The organism is Pseudomonas sp. NFPP07 (assembly GCF_900115645.1).
Taxonomy (GTDB): domain Bacteria; phylum Pseudomonadota; class Gammaproteobacteria; order Pseudomonadales; family Pseudomonadaceae; genus Aquipseudomonas; species Aquipseudomonas chlororaphis.
Genome location: NZ_FOXG01000001.1, coordinates 610,502 through 625,862, shown reverse-complemented (window position 1 = coordinate 625,862; position 15,361 = coordinate 610,502). Strand labels below are relative to the sequence as shown.

At 63.3% G+C, this 15,361-nt stretch carries 15 protein-coding genes; 7 read left to right on the top strand and 8 right to left on the bottom strand.

What is annotated here, in order from left to right; translation table 11 throughout:
- Positions 1 to 39: 39 nt before the first annotated feature.
- The 4 genes from BM019_RS02960 to BM019_RS02945 all read right to left on the bottom strand — a co-directional run bounded on the left by BM019_RS02960 (position 40) and on the right by BM019_RS02945 (position 4,441).
- Positions 40 to 2,091 (bottom strand): putative bifunctional diguanylate cyclase/phosphodiesterase, encoded by a 2,052-nt coding sequence (locus tag BM019_RS02960; protein ID WP_092417561.1) that lies wholly within the window; start codon positions 2,089 to 2,091, stop codon positions 40 to 42.
- 303 nt (positions 2,092 to 2,394) lie between these two features.
- Positions 2,395 to 2,991, bottom strand: a complete 597-nt coding sequence (locus BM019_RS02955) for a superoxide dismutase (RefSeq protein ID WP_007929765.1) — start codon at positions 2,989 to 2,991, stop codon at positions 2,395 to 2,397.
- A gap of 440 nt (positions 2,992 to 3,431) precedes the next feature.
- Positions 3,432 to 4,034 carry a LysE/ArgO family amino acid transporter gene (locus BM019_RS02950; RefSeq protein WP_085532143.1) on the bottom strand — a complete coding sequence of 201 codons (603 nt, stop codon included), beginning with the start codon at positions 4,032 to 4,034 and terminating at the stop codon, positions 3,432 to 3,434.
- A 5-nt stretch (positions 4,035 to 4,039) separates the two neighbouring features.
- The gene (locus BM019_RS02945; protein WP_092417560.1) at positions 4,040 to 4,441 is read right to left on the bottom strand and encodes an ACT domain-containing protein; all 402 of its coding nucleotides are present in this window, start codon (positions 4,439 to 4,441) and stop codon (positions 4,040 to 4,042) included.
- A 96-nt stretch (positions 4,442 to 4,537) separates the two neighbouring features.
- Between BM019_RS02945 and BM019_RS02940 the strand changes: the two genes are divergently transcribed.
- The 4 genes from BM019_RS02940 (at position 4,538) to BM019_RS02925 (ending at position 8,443) form a co-directional block, all read left to right on the top strand.
- On the top strand, positions 4,538 to 5,437 hold the full coding sequence (locus BM019_RS02940; RefSeq protein WP_087090178.1) for a LysR family transcriptional regulator ArgP: 900 nt from the start codon (positions 4,538 to 4,540) through the stop codon (positions 5,435 to 5,437).
- A 99-nt stretch (positions 5,438 to 5,536) separates the two neighbouring features.
- Positions 5,537 to 6,529 (top strand): NAD-dependent epimerase/dehydratase family protein, encoded by a 993-nt coding sequence (locus BM019_RS02935; RefSeq protein WP_009045338.1) that lies wholly within the window; start codon positions 5,537 to 5,539, stop codon positions 6,527 to 6,529.
- 107 nt (positions 6,530 to 6,636) lie between these two features.
- On the top strand, positions 6,637 to 7,473 hold the full coding sequence (locus BM019_RS02930) for an ATPase (RefSeq protein ID WP_092417559.1): 837 nt from the start codon (positions 6,637 to 6,639) through the stop codon (positions 7,471 to 7,473).
- Between the two features lie 133 nt (positions 7,474 to 7,606).
- Positions 7,607 to 8,443 carry a cache domain-containing protein gene (locus BM019_RS02925; protein ID WP_092417558.1) on the top strand — a complete coding sequence of 279 codons (837 nt, stop codon included), beginning with the start codon at positions 7,607 to 7,609 and terminating at the stop codon, positions 8,441 to 8,443.
- Between the two features lie 50 nt (positions 8,444 to 8,493).
- On the opposite strand, the gene BM019_RS02920 is transcribed toward BM019_RS02925, so the two are convergent.
- Positions 8,494 to 10,011, bottom strand: a complete 1,518-nt coding sequence (locus BM019_RS02920; protein WP_092417557.1) for an MDR family MFS transporter — start codon at positions 10,009 to 10,011, stop codon at positions 8,494 to 8,496.
- 77 nt (positions 10,012 to 10,088) lie between these two features.
- Positions 10,089 to 11,273 carry a 4-hydroxybenzoate 3-monooxygenase gene (gene pobA / locus BM019_RS02915; RefSeq protein ID WP_175510584.1) on the bottom strand — a complete coding sequence of 395 codons (1,185 nt, stop codon included), beginning with the start codon at positions 11,271 to 11,273 and terminating at the stop codon, positions 10,089 to 10,091.
- A 186-nt stretch (positions 11,274 to 11,459) separates the two neighbouring features.
- Between pobA and BM019_RS02910 the strand changes: the two genes are divergently transcribed.
- On the top strand, positions 11,460 to 12,350 hold the full coding sequence (locus BM019_RS02910; RefSeq protein ID WP_092417556.1) for a helix-turn-helix domain-containing protein: 891 nt from the start codon (positions 11,460 to 11,462) through the stop codon (positions 12,348 to 12,350).
- Positions 12,351 to 12,365: 15 nt separating this feature from the next.
- Here BM019_RS02910 and BM019_RS30720 read toward each other — a convergent pair whose 3' ends face one another.
- Positions 12,366 to 12,542 (bottom strand): hypothetical protein, encoded by a 177-nt coding sequence (locus BM019_RS30720; RefSeq protein WP_009045332.1) that lies wholly within the window; start codon positions 12,540 to 12,542, stop codon positions 12,366 to 12,368.
- A 126-nt stretch (positions 12,543 to 12,668) separates the two neighbouring features.
- Entirely contained in the window at positions 12,669 to 13,574 is a 906-nt protein-coding gene (locus tag BM019_RS02905) for a LysR family transcriptional regulator (RefSeq protein WP_009045331.1), read from the bottom strand.
- Positions 13,575 to 13,700: 126 nt separating this feature from the next.
- Here BM019_RS02905 and BM019_RS02900 point away from each other — a divergent pair, with 126 nt between their 5' ends.
- Positions 13,701 to 14,585, top strand: coding sequence for an MBL fold metallo-hydrolase (locus BM019_RS02900; protein ID WP_092417555.1), 885 nt, complete (start codon positions 13,701 to 13,703; stop codon positions 14,583 to 14,585).
- 76 nt (positions 14,586 to 14,661) lie between these two features.
- Positions 14,662 to 15,276: an NAD(P)-dependent oxidoreductase gene (locus BM019_RS02895; protein ID WP_092417554.1), complete on the top strand. Its 615-nt coding sequence runs from the start codon at positions 14,662 to 14,664 to the stop codon at positions 15,274 to 15,276.
- The last annotated feature ends 85 nt before the right edge of the window (positions 15,277 to 15,361 follow it).

The following is a 15,361-nucleotide window of genomic DNA, read 5'->3' as shown; positions in this document are numbered from 1 at the left end:
CGATTGCGCTGGATCAGGCTTATGCGCGCAATCGGGTCTTCAGAAGATGGCCGCGTTACTGCGCTGGGCCTGTTTCAGGTAGACGCTCAGCTCCCGTGCCGGCAGGGGTTTGCTGTAGTGATAACCCTGACCTTCGTGGCAGCCTTCGGAGATGATGTAGGCCTCTTGCTCGGCGGTTTCCACGCCCTCGGCGATCACCTGCATGCCCAGGCTTTTGCCCAGCTGGATGATCGCCCGCACGATGGTCGCATCGTCGTCGTCATCCAGCAGGTCCTGGACGAAGCTCTTGTCGATCTTGATCTTGTCCAGCGGCAGGCTCTTGAGGTAGCTCAGGGACGAGTAGCCGGTACCGAAGTCGTCGATGGCGATCAGCGCCCCCGAACGGCGCAGGCTCAACAGGTGCTGGGCAGCGGTGCTGATGTCTTCCATCAGGCCGGTTTCGGTGACTTCCAGCTCCAGGCTGCGCGGCGGCAGGCGATAGATCTGCAGCAGGTTGTTGACCACCCGCGGCAGCTCGGCGTGGTGCAGTTGCACGGTGGACAGGTTGACCGCCATGCGCAGGTCGCTGAAGCCCAGGTCATGCCATTCGCGCAGTTGGCGGCAGGCCTGGTCCAGCACCCATTCGCCGATGGCGATGATGGTGCCGTTCTGCTCGGCCAGGGGAATGAACAGGTCTGGCGGGACGAAACCGTGTTCCGGGTGCTGCCAGCGCAGCAGCGCCTCGACCCCGACCACCCGATGATCGCGGTAGCTGATCTGCGGCTGGTAGACCAGGTGGAACTGCTCGCGGCTCAGGGCTTCGCGCAGGTCTTTTTCCAGTTCGCGGCGCCGGCGCATCTCGCTGTCGACGCTGGCGATATAGAACTGATAACGGTTGCGCGACCGGCTCTTGGCCAGGGTCATGGTCTGCTCGGCTTTCTGTAGCAGCTTCTCGGTGCTGTCGCCGTCTTCCGGGAACAGGGTGATGCCGATGGTGGCGCGCAGGCGGATTTCCTGGTGGTCGAGGGCGAACGGTGCTTCCAGGTCGTCGAGAATGCTCTGCGCCAGTTCGGCGGCTTCGTAGGGTTGTTCGATATCGGCCTGGACCAGGGCGAACTGGTCGCCGCCGAGGCGGGCGAGGGCGCCCAGGCGGCCACTGTGGGCCCGCAGGCGATCGGCCAGGGCCAGCAGCAACTGGTCGCCGGTCTGGTAGCTGAACTGTTCGTTGATGCCCTTGAAGTCGTCGAGGCCGACACAGAGCACCGCGACCCGGCGTTGCAGGCGGCCGGCGTCGATCAGGATCTTGTCCAGTTGCTGCTGCAGTTGCTGGCGGTTGGGCAGGCCGGTGAGGAAGTCGTACTGGGCCATGCGCAACAGGCTGTTTTCCGCTTCATGGCGCAGGTGCGTGTTGCGTTCGATCGATGCCAGCAGCTGGTTGGCGGTATTGATCCAGATCCCCAGCTCGTTTCGCTCGTGGCCCTTGAGCAACGGGATCTGATGTTCGCTGGGGCGGTCCGGGTTGATGGTGGTCAGGTGCTCGATGATCCGCGACAGCGGCTTGGTCAGCAGCCAGTGGTAAACCAGGTACAGCACCAGGCCCATGGCCAGGGCGCGCAGTACGCCGGAAATGAAAATGATCACCGAGCTGACGATAAACCCCTGGCCGTAGGTGGCCGTGTCCAGGGTGATGCTCAGGTCGCCGTAGTATTCGCTGTAGGGCCCGCGACCCACCAATTGGGTGGTGAAAGTGCGCTCCTTGCCGAGGATCAGATCGGTCAGCCAGCGGCTGGGGGAGTTCTGCAATTCACGGGTTTTTTCCGCGAGCATGGTTTCGTTGGGATGGCCAATGGAGGCCATGCGCACAGCATCGTCCTGGAACAGGCCTTCGATGACTTGCATGCCCATTTCGCGGTCCAGGCTGTAGACGGCCTGGGTCGAGGGGTCGCGAAACATGTCGAGAATGCGCTGGGCATCATTAGCGACCGCCTGCCGAGTCTTATAAGCATCGAAGACGATTTGTGCGCAGCTCAGCACTACGCCCACTATCAGTGCCGACAGCAGCACAACCCGGAGCAACTTCACCGACAAGCTGTTTTTGAGTTCCAGCTTCAAAGGGTTATTCCTTGTTCCGTGCGGGTAGCGTCAAGTTGCCATGAGTATTGGCAATCCCGTGATGGCAGTCAAAGGGACAATCAGGCCCAGGATATTTCACCTGGAGGCTTGGTTGGAATGCCGGGAGCCAGCATATCCGCGCTTATCGGTTATATGTCGGTAGCCAAGCCTTGCAACTTGAGGGACAGCGGCGATTTTTTACCTGAGCGGATGTTAGCGCGCCGGGCTGGCGCGGCAAGCCGGCCGCTTGCCGGTAAAACGAAAAAACCCGGCAATGCCGGGTTTTTTTGACTGCAAACGGGCTTAGGCGACGAAGGTCTTGCCTTCGAACTGCTCGGCCACGAATTTCCAGTTGACCAGGTTCCAGAACGCTTCGACGTATTTAGGACGCAGGTTGCGGTAGTCGATGTAGTAAGCGTGTTCCCAGACGTCGCAGGTCAGCAGCGGGGTGTCGCCGCTGGTCAGCGGGTTGCCGGCGCCGATGGTGCTGGCCAGGGCCAGGGAACCGTCAGCCTTTTTCACCAGCCAGCCCCAACCGGAACCGAAGGTGCCGACGGAAGTCTTGGTGAATTCTTCTTTGAACTTGTCGAACGAGCCGAAAGCGGCGTTGATGGCTTCAGCCAGAGCGCCGGTTGGTTGACCGCCGGCGTTTGGTGCCAGGCAGTTCCAGTAGAAAGTGTGGTTCCAGACCTGAGCGGCGTTGTTGAAGATACCGCCCGAGGAAGACTTGACGATCTCTTCCAGGGTCTTGCCTTCGAACTCGGTGCCTGGCACCAGGTTGTTCAGGTTCACGACATAGGTGTTGTGGTGCTTGTCGTGGTGGTATTCCAGGGTTTCCTTGGAAATGTGCGGCTGCAGGGCATCGTGTGCGTAAGGCAGCGGCGGCAATTCGAAAGCCATGATGATTCTCCTAATCAGGTCAGTTGCGGTGAGCGCAAGGCCGATCACGGGCGGCCAGACAAGCGCCGGGGAGTTTGTACTCTTTGCGGCGCAGGGTTCGGATCATAGCACCGGGGGTGCGGCTTAACCACGCAACAACTGTGTGGGATAGAGGTTCAAGGGGATGCCCTCGCTAAATGACGAAACGCGTTGGCGCTGTGATCGTGCCAGGCAAGGCGCGGGATGCAGAGGATGCTTTTTGCCTCTTCAAGTCCCGCAACGCAGCATGGCACGATCACAGCGCCAACCCGAAGGGCCGTCGCCCCGCAAAGCGCAATCCGTCGTTGTTCGTCGCTCATTTGGACCACCAAACCACGCTCCTCACGCCTAGTCTTGCGCTTTGCGGGGCGGCGGCGCGCTCGTCATTTAGTGAGGGCATCCCCTTAGCCTTTTGGAATAAATCATGCGGCAGTGATGAGTTGAACCGCGACGCTGAACATCATCACCGCCACCAGCAGGTCGAGAATGCGCCAGGTGCTCGGCCGTGCCAGCCACGGAGCCAGCCATGCGGCGCCGAGGGCGAGGGTGAAAAACCATAGCAGCGAAGCACTGGCCGCCCCGACCACATAGGCGCCGGGTTCGGTCTGTTGCGCCCCCAGCGAGCCGATCAGCAGCACCGTGTCCAGGTACACATGGGGGTTGAGCAGGGTCACCGCCAGCGCACTGAGCAGCACCGCGCGCAGCGAGCGCACGGTCTGGTTCTCGCCCTGCTGCAGGCTCTGTCTGGAACAGGCGCGACGCAGGGCCTGGCTGCCGTACCAGATCAGGAACGCGGCGCCGCCCCAGCGGGCAACCGCCAGCAGTGTCGGGCTCTGCGCCAGCACCGTGGCCAGGCCGAATACCCCGGCCGCCACCAGCAACGCATCGCAGGTCACGCACAGCACGGCCACCGGCAGGTGGTGTTCGCGCCGCAGGCTCTGGGCCAGGACAAACGCATTCTGGCTGCCGATCGCCATGATCAGCCCGGCCGCCACCAGCAGCCCGTTAACGTAGCTCTGCCACATGGCGTTTACTCCTCGCCCGCCGCCAGTTGCCGCAGCACGCCCATGGCGCGCTCGGCATCGGCCTTACCGACAAACAGATGATCGTGGTAGTAGCCGGCGATCACGTTGCAGCTGATCCCGGCCTTGCCCAGGGCGCTGGCGAACGCCGCGGTCAGGCCGACGGCTTCCAGGGCCGAATGCACGTTCAGGGTGATCCAGGCCGCGACGTAATCGAAACTCAGCCCCAGCCGCTCGGCCTGCTGGCGCTCGAGGATCACCGTGAGTCCTTCCTGCTCGCGAAAGCTGCCCAGTACGTCGCTACCTTCGAGCAGCGCGCGATCGGCGATGGAGCAGAACACGTAGTCGCCGTGGTTGAGCTGCGGGCTCATGCTGCGCAGCAGGGTATCGAGGGAGGTTTCGCCAGCCATGAAAAAGGTCCTTGAACGAGAAAGCATGCTGGCTATTCTCCGGTTGCAGGCTGTATAAGAAAAACCAATATTGCTGATCGCTCATTAGGAAAACTGATGTTCGACTATAAATTGCTGTCCGCCCTGGCCGCGGTGATCGAACAGGCCGGATTCGAGCGTGCCGCGCAGGTGCTGGGGTTGTCGCAGTCGGCCATTTCCCAGCGGATCAAGCTGCTCGAAGCGCGGATCGGCCAGCCGGTGCTGGTGCGGGTCACGCCGCCGGCGCCGACGGAAATCGGCCGGCGCCTGCTCAACCATGTGCAGCAGGTACGCCTGCTCGAACGCGACCTGCAGAGCCAGGTGCCGGCCCTGGACGAGGAAGGTTTGCCGGAGCGTCTGCGCATTGCCCTCAACGCCGACAGCCTGGCCACCTGGTGGGCCGAGGCGGTGGGCGACTTCTGTGCCGAGCAGCACTTGCTCCTCGACCTGATCGTCGAAGACCAGACCGTGGGCCTCAAGCGCATGCGCGCCGGCGAAGTGGCGGCCTGTGTCTGCGCCAGCGAGCGGCCGGTGGCGGGCGCCCGCAGCGTGCTGCTGGGCGCCATGCGCTACCGTGCCCTGGCCAGCCCGGCCTTCCTTGCGCGGCATTTTCCGCAAGGCGTGCAAGCCGAGCGCCTGGCCCGCACGCCAGCCCTGGTGTTCGGCCCGGACGATTTCCTGCAGCACCGCTACCTGGCGGCGCTGGGTGTCGACGGCGGGTTCGAGCATCACCTGTGTCCCTCGTCCGAGGGTTTTATCCGCCTGACCGAGGCCGGCCTGGGCTGGGGGCTGGTGCCCGAATTGCAGGTGCGCGACCAGTTGGCGCGGGGTGTGTTGGTGGAGCTTTTGCCAGATAAGCCGATCGATGTGCCGCTGTACTGGCATCATTGGCGCAATGGTGGCCAACTGCTGGGCCTGCTCACCGAGCACCTGGCGCGTTCTTCGGCGCAATGGCTGGTGCCCTTGGAGCAGCCATAAGCGTCAAGCGACAAGCTCCAAGTGGGCAGCTTGCGCTTTGGTTTTCAACTTGCAGCTTGCAGCTTGTAGCTCGTCACTGCGTTTTTTTAGGAGCAAGTCATGAAAATTCTGGTCACCGGCGCAAGCGGCTTCATTGGTGGACGCTTCGCGCGTTTTGCCCTTGAGCAGGGCCTGGATGTACGGGTCAACGGGCGTCGGGCCGAAGGTGTGGAGCATCTGGTGCGGCGCGGGGCCGAGTTCGTCCAGGGCGACTTGAGCGACGCGGACCTGGTGCGCGACCTGTGTCGCGATGTCGACGCGGTGGTGCATTGCGCGGGGGCGGTGGGGCTCTGGGGGCGCTATCAGGATTTTCATCAGGGCAACGTGCTGGTCACCGAAAATGTGGTCGAAGCCTGCCTCAAGCGCCATGTCCGGCGCCTGGTGCATCTGTCGTCGCCGTCGATCTATTTCGACGGTCGCGACCATCTGGGCCTGACCGAGGAGCAGGTGCCCAAGCGCTTCAAGCACCCTTATGCCGCCACCAAATACCTGGCGGAGCAGAAGGTGTTCGGCGCCCAGGAGTTCGGCCTGGAGGTGCTGGCGCTGCGCCCGCGCTTTGTCACCGGCGCCGGCGACATGAGCATTTTCCCGCGCCTGTTGAAGATGCAGCGCAAGGGCCGCCTGGCGATCATCGGCAACGGCCTGAACAAGGTCGATTTCACCAGTGTGCAAAACCTCAACGAAGCGCTGCTCAGCAGCCTGCTGGCCAGCGGCTCGGCCCTGGGCAAGGCCTACAACATCAGTAACGGCGCGCCCGTGCCGTTGTGGGACGTGGTGAACTACGTGATGCGCCAGATGGGTGTGCCGCAGGTCACGCGCTACCGCTCCTTTGGCCTGGCCTACAGCGTGGCGGCCCTCAATGAAGGCTTCTGCAAGCTCTGGCCGGGCCGTCCGGAGCCGACCCTGTCGCGCCTGGGCATGCAGGTCATGAACAAGAACTTCACCCTGGATATCAGCCGCGCCCGCCATTATCTGGATTACGAACCTAAGGTCAGCCTGTGGACGGCCCTGGATGAATTCTGCGGCTGGTGGAAGGCCCAGGACATACGCTGAAAATAAACACTGAACCGAGTTTGGGGTTCAGGGTCGATCAGGGCGGCGGGTTAGCGGTTTATACTCGCCGCATTCAGCTATCACCGCGGTTTTAGAAAGGTTGCCCCATGCGTAACGATGCCAACGACGACTTCGACGATGTTCCAAGCCTGCGTGCCGATACCCTCGACGATGATTTCCCGACCACCGCCGCGGGCCGCGCGCGTACTTCGGTGCATTCGCGCAGCGTGCCGGCAGCCAAGGTCAAGGCACCGAGTGCCGGGCCGCTCTGGGCGCTGGTCGGCGCCTTGTTCTTCGCCTTTATCGGCCTGGCCTGGTGGAGCTTCCAGCAGATCTCGCTGATGGAGCAGCAACTGGTCGCCACCCAGGAAAGTTTCGCCCGCATCAGCGAAGAAGCGGCGGGGCGCCTGCAGGATATTTCCGGCAAGGTGGTGGCCAGCCAGTCCAGCGTCAACAGCGACAGCGAAGCTTTGAAGCTGCAGATCAAGCAGCTGGAAAGCCGTCTGCAGGACCAGGGCAAGCAGCAGCAAGGCGTGGCCGGGCAGGCCACGGACCTGGACAAGCGCCTGGCCCAGATGACCGCGCAAGCCACCGAGCAGCAGGCGGCCAATACCCAGTTGCAGGCACAGGTGAAAACCTTGGGCAGCGAACTGGCCGCCCTGAAAAGCGCGCCTGCCGACACCAGCAAGGTCGATGCCCAGTTCAAGAGCCTGAACGCCGAGATCGCCGCCTTGAAGAAACAGGGCAACCCGAGCGCCGCCATCGAGCGTCTGGAGCAGGACATCATCGTGCTCAAGAGCCAGCAGGACAATCGTCCCGCCGCGGCCCAGGGCGGCACCAACACCGCCGAGTTCGACGCTTTCCGCGGCCAGGTCACTCGCAACATCAATACCCTGCAGAACCAGATCCAGAATCTGCAGCAGCAGCTCAATACCCGCCCTTGACCCTGGCGACCTTCCCGCGCGTGGCGTGGGAAGGTCGCGGTTTTGCCTCTCGCCTCCCTGCTTCGCTGAATACTCGACCATATCCCGCAGCCGTCTACGCTCTTGAAACACCAACAAGAACGAGGGACGCGCAATGAGGGGATTGCTTAGAGCCACGGTGCTGGGAGGGTTGCTGATGTTCTGCGCCGGCCAGGTCCAGGCGGCGGACGATGCCACGGCGGCCAAGGCCCTGCTGGAGAAGGCCCTGGCCTATTACCACGACCACGGTGACAAGGCCTTCGCCGCGTTCAGCCGCCAGGGCGAGTTCGTCGACAAGGACCGTTATGTGTTTGTGGTCGACACCCAGGGGGTGATGCTGGCCAGTGGCGGGCCGTCGTCGGCGCTGATTGGCCGCGATGTTTCCGAGGTGCTCGGGCCGGATCTGCAAAAGGCCTTCAAGGACGCGCTGAAGATTCCCGAGGGCAATGGTATCCAGCAAGCCGAATACCGCTGGCAGAACTGGGCCGACGGCAAGGTCGAGCGCAAGCATGTGTATTACCAGCGGGTCGGCGAACGGATCCTGGCGGTCGGCTATTACCTGCCACGGGCTTCCGCCGAGCAGGCCAAAGCCTTGCTGGACAAGGCGGCCACCGAACTGGTCAAGGACGAGAAGGGCACGCTGACAGCGATCAACTCGCTCAAGGGCGGTTTCCTGCAGGACGACCTGTATGTGTTTGTGGTCGACCTGGACAACCAGCGCTACGTGGCCCACGGCACCAATCTGCGGTTGATCAATACCGACTTCGGCAAGGTCAAGGACCCGGACGGCAAACCGGTGGGCGAGCCGATCCTGGCGCTGATGGCCACCCAGGATCAGGGCGAGTATGAGTACCGCTGGAAGAACCCGGTGACGGCCAAGGTGGAAGACAAGCACGCCTACCTGCGCAAGGTCGGGCACTTCCTGGTGGCGGTGGGGTACTACAGCCCGTGACGGTCGGTCGCCAGCCAGCTCGCCTGTAGCAGAGCTGGCTGGCGATGCCGTTATTTGACCTTGTCTTCGCGCCCGCGCAGCAGCGCGTTGGGCATGGCCAGCGCCGCCGCCAGCCCCAGCAACGACACCGCCGCACTGACCATCAGCAAGTGTTTGAAGGTCAGCAGCAACTCAGCCCGCAAGGCTCCCTGTTCCGGACCCGGCGCGGCGTTCAGGCCGTCGAGCAGCACATTGCCCGAGTGGCCTTCGCCGATCAGCGCCGAGCCGCTCAATTGGGCGAAGCTGGAATCCTGCAACAGCGCCAGCAACAGCGCCGACATCAAGGCCACGCCCACCGCACCGCCCAGGGAGCGGAACAGGTTGGTGGTGCTGGTGGCGACCCCGATGTCCCGTTGTTCCACCGAGTTCTGGCTGCCCACCAGTGATGTCGGGAACTGCATGCCCGAGGCAATCCCGCTGAACAACATGAACACACTGCTCAGCAGCACCGCCTGGGGCGGGCTGAAGGCCATGCCGAGAACGGTCAGCGGCATCAGCAGGGCGCCACCGAGGATCATCGGTTTGTAGCGACCGGTCACCGAGGTCATGCGCCCGGCGAAGTAGGCGCCCATCGGCAGGCCGATGGCCAGCGGCAGCAGGTGCAATGCCGCACTGTCGGCACCGGCGCCGGTGACGCTCTGAAAGCGCAACGGCATCAGCACCGTCAGCGAGATGGCCTGGAAGCTGGTGAAGAACACCGTGCACCAGCACAACATGGCGTTGCGATTGGCGAACAGGTGCATGGGCAGCAGCGGCTCTTGCGTGCGCCGTTCATGCCAGGCGAACAGGGCCAGGGCGACGACGGCACACGCCAGCAGGCCCAGCACTTCGCTGCTGCGCCAGGCGTGACCCTGGCCGAAATGGGTGATCGCCAGCAGCAGGGCCGTCAGGCCGATGATCATCAGCAGCGTTCCGAGGTAGTCGATGATCGGTTTGCGCTGTGGAATCGGCAGCCCCCGCAGGTTGCGCCGGGCCACCAGCCAGGCGCCCAGGCCCAGGGGCAGGTTGATCAGGAACACCCAGCGCCAGGACAGGTATTCGGTCATGTAGCCGCCGAGCACCGGGCCGGCGACGCTGGCCGCCGCGTACATGCTGCTGAAATAGCCCTGGTAACGCCCGCGCTCGCGAGGCGGCACGATGTCGCCGATGATCGCCTGGCTGACCGAAATCATCCCGCCGGCGCCGATGCCCTGGAAGATCCGCGCCAGCACCAGCTGTTCCATGTTCTGCGCCATGCCGCAGAACAGCGACGCCAGGGTGAACAGGCCCATGCCGAACAGCATCAGCTTGCGCCGCCCATAGAGGTCGCCGAGCTTGCCGTAGATCGGCACCGACACGGTCATGGCCACCATGTAGCCGGAAATCACCCAGGCCAGCAGGCTGACATCCTTGAATTGCGCGGAGATGGCGGGCATGGAGACCGCGACTATGGTCTGGTCCAGGGCGCCGAGGAAGATCGCCAGCATCAGGGCGATCAGTACGCTGCGAAGAGCCAATTGGGGTTGGCCAGGCTGGTTGGGATTGGACACGAAATAACCTGCGGGCAGTGATTGACCCGCAGGGTGCAAGGCGAGCGGGAATGCTCGCCAGTGTACTCGATAGGCTCCTACTCGATAGCCTCGTAAGGAAGGCCGACGTAATTTTCCGCGATGGTTTTACGCCCGGCCTCGGAGTCGACGAAGTACGCCAGCTCCGACTCGGCGATGCGCTGGCTGAAGTCGTCGGAGTCGGGGAAACGGTGCAGCATCGCGGTCATCCACCAGGAGAAACGCTCGGCTTTCCAGATCCGCCGCAGGCAGATTTGCGAATACTTCTGCAGCAGGTCGGTGCGCTGCTCGCGGTAGACCTTGAGCAGGATGTTGAACAGCGTGCTGACATCGCTGGCGGCCAGGTTCAGGCCCTTGGCCCCGGTGGGCGGCACTATGTGCGCGGCGTCGCCGACCAGGAACAGCCGCCCGTATTGCATCGGCTCGACCACGAAGCTGCGCAGCGGCGCGATGCTTTTCTCGATCGACGGCCCGGTCACCAGGCGCTCGGCCAGCTCCTCGGGCAGGCGCTTCTTGAGCTCGTCCCAGAAACGTTGATCGGACCAGTCGGCGACATTTTCCTCTGCCGGTACTTGCAGGTAGTAGCGGGTGCGGGTGGTCGACCGCATGCTGCACAGGGCAAAGCCGCGTTCGTGGCGGGCGTAGACCAGTTCGTCGTGGACCGGTGGGGTGTCGGCGAGAATGCCGAGCCAGCCGAACGGATAGACGCGTTCGAAAACCTTGAGCTTGTCGGCCGGGATCGACTGCCGGGCGACACCGTGGAACCCGTCGCAGCCGGCGATGTAGTCGCAGTCCAGGCGATGGGGCTCGCCCTGGTAATCGAAGGTCAGGTAGGGCTGGTCGCTGTGCATGTCGTGAGGGCGCACGTTGTCGGCCTGGTACAGGGTCCGGGCGCCGACGGCCTGGCGGGCTTGCATCAGGTCGCGGGTGACTTCGGTCTGGCCGTAGATCGTGACGCTCTTGCCGCCAGTGAGGGCGTGCAGGTCAATGGCCACCCGACGGCCGTCGAGGGCCAGTTCGAAGCCTCCGTGCACCAGGCCTTCGGCGTCCATGCGCTGGCTGACCCCGGCCTGGCGCAGCAGGTCGACCATGCCTTGTTCCAGCACCCCGGCGCGGATGCGCCCGAGTACGTAATCCGGGGTTTGTCGTTCGAGGATCAGGGTATCGATGCCGGCCTTGTGCAGCAGTTGGCCAAGCAGGAGTCCGGAGGGGCCGGCGCCAATGATGGCGACTTGAGTTTTCAGGGTTTTCATTGTTTTTATGACTCGCAAGCTTCACGCGAACAGGTTCGCTGACTGATTTTTATGTTTCGAGTGCCTGCATTTTTCACTTGTGATGCTGTCAGTTGAAGGTGAAAACTGAGCCGATACCTGTTCATTTCACCAATCGGTGCGATTATCGCCCGTCACCCAGAGGCCTGGATTGCAGTTATGAATAAGCCTGCCTTGCCTTCAATTCCGGTGTTCAAACTCTATGGGGAAAGCCTGGATTGGCCGACACCGGACCTGCTGCACTGCGAAACCATTTCCAAGCGCAGCCGCGAGCACCATTGGGAAATCAAGCCGCATCGGCATGCCGATCTCTGTCAATTACTGTTCGTGCATCGCGGCCAGGCCGAGCTTGAGATCGAAGGCCAGCGCACGCTGCTGGGAGAGTCGGCGCTACAGATCCTGCCGGCCCTGTCGGTGCACGGCTTTCGTTTTTCCGAAGACATCGACGGTTATGTGGTGACCCTGGCGGCGCCCTTGATGGCCCATCTGCAAGCCCAGCTGGGGCATTCGGTAAATGCCCTGGCCGTGGCCGAGAGCTACCCGGCGGGCGCCGACGGCGACTACCTGAACAGCCTGTTTGCCGCGTTGCAAAACGAGTACCAGGGGCGTGAGCCGGCGCGGGAAATGCTCATGCACTCGTTGGTCAGCGTGATCATGGTGTGGGTCAGCCGCCAGGCGATCCGGCGCCGCAGCGCCAGCCAGCGACCGCAGCGGGCACGGGAGTATTTCAATGGGTATATCCAACTGGTGGAGGTCCACTATCGCGAGCATGTGAAGGTCGAGGACCTGGCGCACAAGCTGGGGATTTCCGTTTCCCACCTCAATGGCACCTGCCGTGAACTGGCGGGCCAGCCGGCCCTGCAGATCATGCATGAGCGTCAGCTGCTGGAGGCCAAGCGCCTGCTGACCTACACCAGCATGACCATCTACGAGATTTCCGACACCCTGGGGTTTTCCGATCCCACCAACTTCACGCGGCTGTTCCGCCGCCGGGTCGGGATCTCGCCCAAGGCTTTCCGCGACCGGCTGAAGACCGATCACGAACAGTGACGCCGCGCGCCTGCATCATTTCAGGGAGTTGAGGGTCGCGGTATGCGGGATGCACTGGTCGACGTTGCAACTGGCGTAGACACGGGGCTGTTGCCGGGCCTGCTCGACGCGATAGGCCGCTGTTCCATACAGCGCCAGGGTCGCGGTGCAGGTGACGAAAATGGCCAGGTATCTTCTTGTTTTGATGTTCATGGCAAACACCTCTGAACGAATACCCCTGCGCGTGTGGGGGTACTGTTATCAGCATAGATCAGCCATAGGGATCAGCCATGGTCGCCGGCAGCGTGTTGACGGGGTATTCAGCGGTCTTATCGGGCTTTAAAGGCCCTTGTCCCACTCCGGCTCCTCGGGGAAACGCAGCACCAGGAAATCCAGCATGCTGCGCAGGGCCGCCGGCATGTGTTTGCGCGAGGCGTAGACCGCGTACATGTTCATTTGCCGGGGCTCTGCGTGGGGCAGCAGGCGCACCAGTTCGCCGCTGTGGATATGCACCCCGGCCAGGAAGCTGGGCAGCATGGCCACGCCGGCCCCGACCATGGTCGCGCGCAACAGGGTGCTGGCTTCGTTGGCGCTGATATTGCCCTGCACCGGGACCGAAACCTGTTCGCCGTCCTGCTCGAAATGCCACAGGCTCTTGCCGAAATAGGAGTGGGTCAGGCAGTTGTGCTGGCTGAGTTCCTCGACGCGTTGCGGCGCCGGGTGCTCACGCAGGTAGTCCGGGGAGGCGCAGATCACCGAGCGGCAGACCGTCAGCCGCCGGGCGATCAGGTTCGGGTCCAGGTCGTTGCTGGTGCGGATCGCCAGGTCGATGCGCTCGTCCACCAGGTTCACCGTGCGGTCGAGCATCTGCAGGTCGATGCTGACGCCGGGGTAACGCTTGACGTAGGTGGCCATGGCATCGGCCAGCTGGGCCTGGCCGAACGAGGTGCTGACGCTGATGCGCAGCAAGCCGCGGGGCGCGTCGTCGGGTTCGCTGACGGCGGCCTGCATGTCCGTCGACAACTCGAGCATCTGCCGGCAGCGGGGCAGGATCTCCGTGCCCGCCGCGGTCAGGCTCAGCTTGCGGGTGGTGCGGTGCATCAGCCGGGCGCCGACCCAGTCCTCCAGTTCCGCCAGATAGCGCGAAACCACCGGCCGCGAGAGGTCCAGGTGGTCGGCGGCGGCCGACTGGCTGCCAAGGTCGACCACGGTGACGAAGACGCGCATTGCTTGAAGACGATCCATGATTTGCCCGCTTTCAGAAACAAACTATGTCCAAGCATCGCATTTTTTGTAACGAGTGCGGCAACTAAGCTTCATCCCCATCGCCTACCCCTGGCCACTTACGGCCGACGACCATCGGAGCTGCACATGATCGGATTCACCTCACTCAAGCGCCTGCTGCTGGCGACCGCTACCCTGGGTTTCGCCGCCCATGCCGCCGCCGTCGAGCCGGCCCTGAGCCTGGATGTGTACAACCCGGGCGCCGCGGCGATCTTCCCGGTGACTTCGGTGCTGGTCAGCGGCAAGAAGGAAGCGATCCTGGTGGATGCGCAGTTCGGCAAATCCCAGGCCGAGCAACTGGTGGAAAAGATCCGCGCCAGCGGCAAGCAGCTGACCACCATCTACATCAGCCACGGTGACCCGGACTACTACTTCGGCCTGGACACCATCACCCGGGCCTTCCCCAAGGCCAAGGTCGTGGCGTCGCAGCCGACCGTCGAGCACATCAAGGCCACGGTCGACGGCAAGCTCGCATTCTGGGGCCCGAAAATGGGCGCCGACGTGCCGGCCAAGACCATCGTGCCGGGCGTGCTCAAGGGCCACAGCCTGAGCCTGGAAGGGCAGACGCTGGACATCATTGGCCTGGACGGCAAGCAACCTGACCGTACCTTCGTCTGGATCCCGTCGATCAAGGCGGTCGTCGGTGGCGTGGTGGTCGCGGAAAACATCCATGTGTGGATGGCCGACACCCAGACCGCGCAATCCCACAAGGACTGGCTGACCACCCTGGACACTATCGCCGCGCTGAAACCCCAGACCGTGGTGCCCGGCCATTACCTGGGCGAAAGCGCCCGCTCCCTGGCTCCTGTGCATTTCACCGCCGACTACATCAAGGCCTTCGATGAAGAGACCGCCAAGGCCAAGGATTCCGCCGAACTGATCGCGGCAATGAAAAAGCGTTACCCGGACCTGGGCGAAGACAGCTCCCTGGAGCTGAGCGCCAAGGTCGCCAAGGGCGAAATGAAGTGGTGATTCGACCGTCCCCGCGCCTGGCGCGGGGGCATTCCCTGTAAGGCTTTGTGTCACTTATCGGAACTGGAGAACTGTCATGAGCAAGATCGCAATCATTGGGGCCACCGGTCGTGCCGGTAGCCAACTGCTGGAAGAAGCCCTGCGTCGTGGTCACAGCGTTACCGCGATTGCCCGTAACCCGGCGAAAATCGGCAATCGCGCCGGTGTGGTGAGCAAGGCGGTCGACGTGCTGGACGGCGCGGCGTTGCAAGCGGCGATCGCCGGTCACGATGCAGTGATCAGCGCGGCGCACTTTTCCACCATCGCGCCCAAGGCCGTGATCGAGCCGGTGAAAAAGGCTGGGGTCAAACGCCTGCTGGTGGTGGGCGGTGCCGGTTCGTTGCTGCTGCCCGACGGCAGCCGGGTGATCGATGCCGCCGGTTTTCCGGACGAATACAAGGCCGAAGCCAGTGCCGGCGCAGCGTTCCTCGATACCCTGCGCCAGGAACAAGAGCTGGACTGGACCTTCCTGTCGCCATCGGCGGAGTTCGTCGAAGGCGAGCGCCGCGGGCAGTTCCGCCTGGGCCAGGACCATCTGCTGGTGAGCGCCGAAGGCAAGAGCTGGATCACCTTCGCCGACTACGCCATCGCCATGATCGATGAGCTGGAAACACCGAAGCATTCCCGCCAGCGTTTCACGGTCGGTTACTGAGCCTGTAGCCGCTGCCGAAGGCTGCGATCGAGCGCGTAGCGCTCGTAATCCAGGCACCGCGGTGATACCTGCAAGAGCGCGGTGT